The sequence below is a fragment of the Streptomyces sp. NPDC096193 genome (assembly GCF_040302905.1).
Classification (GTDB): Bacteria; Actinomycetota; Actinomycetes; order Streptomycetales; family Streptomycetaceae; genus Streptomyces.
This window is the reverse complement of the sequence record NZ_JBEOSJ010000034.1, coordinates 54,219-60,599: the sequence shown is the minus strand read 5'-3', so window position 1 is coordinate 60,599 and position 6,381 is coordinate 54,219. Positions and strand designations below refer to the sequence as shown.

The window sequence follows — 6,381 nt, the reverse complement described above, 5'->3', positions numbered from 1 at the left end:
TTGGCACGCTGTTGAGTTCTCAAGGAACGGACGCTTCCTTTGTACTCACCCTCTCGGGCTTTCCTCCGGGCGCTTCCCTTCGGTCTTGCGTTTCCAACCCTACCAGATTCTTTTTCCGTTCCGTTTCCGGTGGAGTTTGAATCCGATGGCCGATTGGAGTGGCCTTTTGCCTTTCGGCTGCACCGACTTTATCAGAGATTCTGAGTCGGAATTTCCCTCCCGTTCAGGTCACTGCTTCGAGCGCGTAAGCACTTCGAGTTCCCTGCGGGCGGAGACGTAAACGTACTGGAGCGGAGCGCCCCGATGCAAATCGAGGGGCTCCGCTCCGAGAACAGCGACGTCAGAGGGTCAGACCTCGACGACGACGGGGAGGATCATCGGCCGGCGACGGTAGGTGTCGGACACCCACTTGCCCACCGTGCGCCGTACCAACTGCTGGAGTTGGTGCGGTTCGGCGACACCGTCGGCGCCTGCCTTGGCGATCGCGTCCTCGATCTTCGGGATGACCGCGCTGAAGGCCGCGTCCTCGATACCGGAACCACGCGCGTGCAGGTTCGGGCCGCCGACGACTTTGCCCGTCGTGGAGTCGACCACGACGAAGACCGAGACGATGCCCTCGTCTCCGAGGATGCGACGGTCCTTCAGGGACGCCTCGGTGACATCGCCGACCGAGAGGCCGTCGACGTACACATAGCCCGCCTGGACCTTGCCGACGATCCTGGCCTTGCCGTCGACGAGGTCGACGACGACTCCGTCCTCGGCGATGACGATCCGGTCCTTGGGGACGCCCGTCTGTGCGCCGAGTTCGGCATTGGCCCGCAGATGGCGCCATTCACCGTGGACCGGCATCAGGTTCTTCGGGCGGCAGATGTTGTAGAAGTACAGCAGCTCACCCGCCGAGGCGTGGCCCGATACATGGACCTTGGCATTGCCCTTGTGGACGACGTTCGCGCCCCACCGGCTCAGGCCGTTGATCACGCGGTAGACCGCGTTCTCGTTGCCCGGGATGAGCGACGACGCCAGGATCACCGTGTCGCCCTGGACGATCCGGATCTGGTGGTCGCGGTTGGCCATGCGGGACAGGGCCGCCATGGGTTCGCCCTGCGAGCCCGTACAGATGAGGACGATCTCGTGGTCCGGCAGGTCGTCGAGCGTCTTGACGTCCACGACGAGTCCGGCCGGGACCTTCAGGTAGCCGAGGTCGCGGGCGATGCCCATATTGCGGACCATCGAGCGGCCGACGAAGGCGACGCGCCTTCCGTACTCGTGGGCGGCGTCGAGGATCTGCTGGATACGGTGCACATGGCTGGCGAAGCTCGCGACAATGATGCGCTTCTGGGCGTTCGCAAAGACCGTGCGCAGGACGTTGGAGATGTCCCGCTCCGGCGGGACGAATCCGGGGACCTCGGCGTTCGTCGAGTCGGACAGCAGAAGGTCGATGCCTTCCTCGCTGAGCCGGGCGAAGGCGTGCAGGTCGGTCAGCCGGCCGTCGAGCGGGAGCTGGTCCATCTTGAAGTCGCCGGTGTGGACGACCATGCCCGCGGGGGTGCGGATGGCGACGGCCAGGGCGTCCGGGATGGAGTGGTTGACCGCGATGAATTGGCAGTCGAACGGGCCGATGCGCTCGCGGTGGCCTTCGCTCACTTCCAGCGTGTACGGCCGGATGCGGTGTTCCTGGAGCTTCGCCTCGATCAGGGCGAGGGTCAGCTTCGACCCGATGAGCGGGATGTCCGCCTTCAGGCGGAGCAGATAGGGGACGCCACCGATGTGGTCCTCGTGGCCGTGCGTGAGCACGATGCCTTCGATGTCGTCGAGGCGGTCCCGGAGGGTGGTGAAGTCCGGAAGGATGAGGTCGATTCCGGGCTGTTCATCCTCGGGGAACAGGACGCCGCAGTCGACGATGAGCAGTCGGCCCTCGTATTCGAAGACCGTCATGTTGCGGCCGATCTCGCCGAGACCGCCGAGCGGGGTGACGCGCAGGCCGCCCTTCGGGAGCTTCGGCGGGGCGCCGAGTTCGGGATGCGGATGACTCAAAAGACTCTCCTCACCACGTACGCCACGTACCGCTGGGGCACGTGGCGTACATGTCATTCGTGCACTTGCTGTTGTCTGTCCGGCCGCGGATGGCCGGTTCTTCCTGCTTATTCAGTTGTGAAGTCGGTGGTCAGAGCTGTACCCCGCCGGCCGCCAGGTCGATCTTGAGCTGGGCGGTTTCCTGCGGGGACAGCTCGACGAGCGGGAGCCTGAGGGGGCCGGCGGGGAGACCCTGGAGGGTCAGCGCCGCCTTGGTCGTGATGACGCCCTGGGTGCGGAACATGCCGGTGAAGACCGGCAGCAGCCGCTGGTGGATCTCGGTGGCCTTCTGGACGTCGCCGCCGGCATGGGCGTCGACGAGGGCGCGGAGCTCGGGGGTGACGACATGGCCGACGACGGAGACGAATCCGATGGCGCCGACCGAGAGCAGCGGGAGGTTCAGCATGTCGTCGCCGGAGTACCAGGCGAGGCCGCTGCGGGCGATGGCCCAGCTGGCGCGGCCGAGGTCCCCCTTGGCGTCCTTGTTGGCGACGATACGCGGGTGCTCGGACAGACGCACCAGGGTTTCCGTGTCGATGGGGACACCGCTGCGGCCCGGGATGTCGTAGAGCATGACGGGCAGTTCCGTCGAGTCGGCGATCGCCGCGAAGTGACGCAACAGGCCCTCCTGCGGGGGCTTGTTGTAGTACGGCGTCACAGCGAGCAGGCCGTGCGCGCCGGCCCGTTCGGCCGCGCGGGCGAGTTCGATGCTGTGACGGGTGTCGTTGGTGCCGACTCCGGCCACCACGTGGGCCCGGTCTCCGACCGCTTCCAGTACGGCTCGTACGAGCTGGTCTTTCTCCGCGTCGCTGGTGGTCGGCGACTCACCGGTGGTGCCGTTGATGATCAGGCCGTCGTTGCCTGCGTCCACCAGGTGGGCCGCCAGCTGCTGAGCACCGGCGAGGTCAAGTGCGCCGTCGGCCGTGAACGGCGTGACCATGGCGGTGAGGACCCTGCCGAAGGGGGTCTGCGGAGTGGAGATCGGAGCCATGGGTAACACGCTACTCGCTGCTCAGCACGGTGTGTCCCCTCGGGGCACGTGACGTACGACGTGGCATGAGGAGCCCGGCACTGCCTGCTCGGGGGTTCAAGCAGTGCCGGGCCCGTTTGATCAGCCTAGATGAACTTCACGAAACACCGCAATGCGGACACTTCACCCGTGGATGCGTACGTATGTACTCGCAGGGGCTCAGGGAGCCACGCGGCCGTTGGCATTGAAGGCCGCGTAGGTGAGCGGCATCAGCCGCGCCCAGTGCTCCTCCATCTTCTCGCCGACCATCTCGATCTCCCGCTGCGGGAAGGACGGAACCGTCGCCAGCTCGTGCTGGGTGCGCAGGCCGAGGAAGTGCATCAGCGAGCGCGCGTTGCAGGTCGCGTACATCGACGAGAAGAGACCCACCGGCAGGACCGCACGGGCCACCTCACGGGCGACGCCCTCGGCCAGCATCTCCTGGTAGGTCTCGTAGGAGCGCCGGTAGGACTCCTCCATGGCCTCGCTGACGACCTTGTGCTGCTCCGGAGTGCCGTCGACGAAGACGTACTTGCCCGGGCGCCCCTGCTGGACGAGCTTGCGGTCCTTTCCGGGGACGTAGAAGACGGGCTGCAGCTCCCGGTAGCGGCCGGACTCCTCGTTGTACGACCAGCCCACGCGGTGCCGCATGAACTCGCGGAACACGAAGATGGGGGCGCTGATGAAGAAGGTCATCGAGTTGTGCTCGAAGGGGCTGCCGTGGCGGTCCCGCATCAGGTAGTTGATGAGCCCCTTGGAGCGCTCCGGGTCCTTCTGGAGCTCCTCCAGCGACTGCTCGCCGGCCGTGGAGACGCGGGCTGCCCACAGCACGTCGGAGTCGCCGGCAGTGTGCTTCACCATCTCGACGGTGACGTCACCGCGGAAGCTCGGAGTTGCGCTCTGGGCAGGGGTGTCGGGCACCAGGGGTCCTTCCGGTCGTACTCAGGGGGCGGCGCCCACTTTAACGACGCAGCGTCCCGGCAGTACCTCCGCCCTCGTGAGCCTTCTGGAGCAACTTGCCGAACGATGGCACCTTCGGGGGGTTTCTCGCGTCTATACCAGGAGAAGCGTCCAGGTACCAGACCTCAAGGAGTTTTCTGATGTTCCTCCGGCGAGAAGCCGTCCCGTTCACTTTCGTCGCCGAGGCCGATCGCTTCCGCAGTAACGTCACTCCCCCGCCCCGTGAACGTCCGAGCGTCTCCGAGCTCACCGGCCGTACGCTGATCGGGCTGACCGTCGTCGCCGGGCTGGTCGGCTCCCTGCTGTTCGGGCTTCCCGCGCTCGGTTCCGGCCAGATGCCGGCTCATTCTCAGCAGTCCGAGGCGTCCGAGGGGCGCTGAGCTCGCCTTCGGGCCCTGAACGGGCCGGGGAAGGCATCTCCATGGGCCCCCCTGGGGTGGTCGGCCGGTGACCTGCTCGGTAGCCTCACCGGGCACAGCCCAATCGAGTGTGCTGGTGAGTGAGGATCAGTCGTGCCCCTGCCTTTCCTGACGGCGGACCGCGCATTTGACACGAACGCGGACGATGTCGCGCTGCCCTTCGACGACCATGACCGGTGGCGCCGGCCGTACCGGCCGGGCCCGTGGCGGGTCGCGGCGGCCGCGTTGTTGCTGCTGCTGGCGTCGTTCGTGCTGCTCGCCGCGATGATCATCGCTTTCGCCGGCGCGCTGCCGGGCGCGGCCGTCTGTGCGGGCCTGGGGCTCGCGCTCGTCGTGGCGGCGCTGCGACTGCTGCGCGTGGGTGTGTGGGTCAGCAGGCACGGGCTGCGCCGGGTGGCCTTCTTCGCCACCACCACTGTTCCGTGGAACGAGGCAGCCGACGTCCGTACGGTGCAGCAGCCGGTCCGCTGGCTGGGCCTGCCGCGTACGGTGCAGGGCCAGGCGCTCGTTCTCGCCCGCGCGGGCAGCGAGCCGCTGCATCTGCTCACCGACCACAACGCGGACTTCCTGGCGCGCGTCGAGGCGTTCGACCGGGCCGCGGACACCGTCGAGGCATGGGGCTCGGAGTACCGGGCCGGCCAGGCCTGAACCTTTTGGTGATCGCGCCGGTTTCCAGGTCGCGCCGGTTCTAGGTGGGAGCCGGCCGGCCGTCGTGCAGGGCGATCGCGCGCTGCATCGCCTTGCGGGCGCGCGGGGTGTCCCGGGCGTCGTGGTACGCGACCGCCAGCCGGAACCAGCAGCGCCAGTCGCCCGGTGAGTCCTCGGTCTCCGCGCGGCGCCTGGCGAAGACGGTGTCCGCCGAATCGCGGTCGATGCGGCCGCCGGGGGTGCGGACCAGCTCGTCGACGGGCAGCCCGCCCTCCGCGTCCAGTTCGGCCGCGAGCTGGTTGGCCCGGGTGACGAACTGTGTGTTCTTCCAGAGGAACCAGAGGCCGATCACCGGCAGGATCAGCACCGCCACACCGAAGCTGACGGTGAGCAGGGTGCCGTGCTGTATGAGCATCACCCCGCGGCTGCCGACCAGGACGAAGTAGACGACCAGGACGGCAGCCGTGACGAGGTACGTGATTTTCGCGCGCATGAGGGCTTTCCGGGTCAGCCGAGGTCGAGGAAGTGTTCCAGGCCGAAGGTGAGCCCGGGTGCGGACACGACCTGGCGGACGCCCAGAAGGATGCCCGGCATGAAGCTGCTGTGGTGCAGCGAGTCGTGCCGGATGGTCAGCGTCTCGCCCTCGCCGCCCAGCAGGACCTCCTGGTGGGCGAGCAGACCGCGCAGCCGTACGGCGTGCACCGGGATGCCGTCGACGTCCGCTCCACGCGCGCCGTCCAGCGCGGTGACCGTGGCGTCGGGCTGCGGTGCGAGGCCGGCCTCGGCGCGGGCCGCCGCGATCAGCTGCGCCGTGCGGGTGGCCGTGCCGGAGGGGGCGTCGGCCTTGTTCGGGTGGTGGAGCTCGACGACCTCGACGGACTCGAAGTAGCGCGCGGCCTGCTGCGCGAACTTCATGGTGAGCACTGCGCCGATCGAGAAGTTCGGCGCGATGAGGACACCGGTCTGCGGGGAAGCGGCGAGCGAGGTGCCCAGCTGCGCGAGGCGCTCGTCGGTCCAGCCGGTGGTGCCGACGACCGCGTGGATGCCGTGGCGTACGCAGAAGTCGAGGTTGCCCATCACCGAGGTGGGGGTGGTCAGTTCGACCGCGACCTGGGCGCCGCCGTCCACCAGGGCCTCCAGCTTGTCGCCCCGGCCGAGTGCGGCGACCAGTTCCATGTCCTCGGCGGCCTCGACGGCCTGGACGGCTTCCGAGCCGATCCGGCCATTGGCACCGAGGACGGCCACGCGCAGCTTGCTCATCGTTTCTATCCC

General features: G+C 67.9%; 7 protein-coding genes. 2 read left to right on the top strand and 5 right to left on the bottom strand.

The window, feature by feature from the left end:
- Positions 1–348: 348 nt before the first annotated feature.
- The 3 genes from ABTX78_RS32695 to thyX all read right to left on the bottom strand — a co-directional run bounded on the left by ABTX78_RS32695 (position 349) and on the right by thyX (position 3,943).
- Entirely contained in the window at positions 349–2,034 is a 1,686-nt protein-coding gene (locus tag ABTX78_RS32695; RefSeq protein ID WP_352210403.1) for a ribonuclease J, read from the bottom strand.
- A 130-nt stretch (positions 2,035–2,164) separates the two neighbouring features.
- A complete protein-coding gene (gene dapA, locus ABTX78_RS32690) occupies positions 2,165–3,064 on the bottom strand; it encodes a 4-hydroxy-tetrahydrodipicolinate synthase (RefSeq protein WP_352210402.1) in 900 nt (299 codons plus the stop codon).
- A gap of 198 nt (positions 3,065–3,262) precedes the next feature.
- Entirely contained in the window at positions 3,263–3,943 is a 681-nt protein-coding gene (thyX, locus tag ABTX78_RS32685) for an FAD-dependent thymidylate synthase (protein WP_352210405.1), read from the bottom strand.
- Between the two features lie 239 nt (positions 3,944–4,182).
- On the opposite strand from thyX, the gene ABTX78_RS32680 reads away from it, so the two are divergent.
- Positions 4,183–4,422, top strand: coding sequence for a hypothetical protein (locus ABTX78_RS32680; protein ID WP_352210401.1), 240 nt, complete (start codon positions 4,183–4,185; stop codon positions 4,420–4,422).
- 132 nt (positions 4,423–4,554) lie between these two features.
- Positions 4,555–5,109, top strand: a complete 555-nt coding sequence (locus tag ABTX78_RS32675) for an SCO5741 family PH domain-containing membrane protein (RefSeq protein WP_352210400.1) — start codon at positions 4,555–4,557, stop codon at positions 5,107–5,109.
- A gap of 40 nt (positions 5,110–5,149) precedes the next feature.
- On the opposite strand, the gene ABTX78_RS32670 is transcribed toward ABTX78_RS32675, so the two are convergent.
- Both ABTX78_RS32670 and dapB read right to left on the bottom strand, forming a co-directional pair.
- The gene (locus ABTX78_RS32670) at positions 5,150–5,602 is read right to left on the bottom strand and encodes a tetratricopeptide repeat protein (RefSeq protein WP_352210399.1); all 453 of its coding nucleotides are present in this window, start codon (positions 5,600–5,602) and stop codon (positions 5,150–5,152) included.
- A gap of 14 nt (positions 5,603–5,616) precedes the next feature.
- Entirely contained in the window at positions 5,617–6,369 is a 753-nt protein-coding gene (dapB, locus tag ABTX78_RS32665) for a 4-hydroxy-tetrahydrodipicolinate reductase (protein ID WP_352210398.1), read from the bottom strand.
- Positions 6,370–6,381 lie beyond the last annotated feature (12 nt).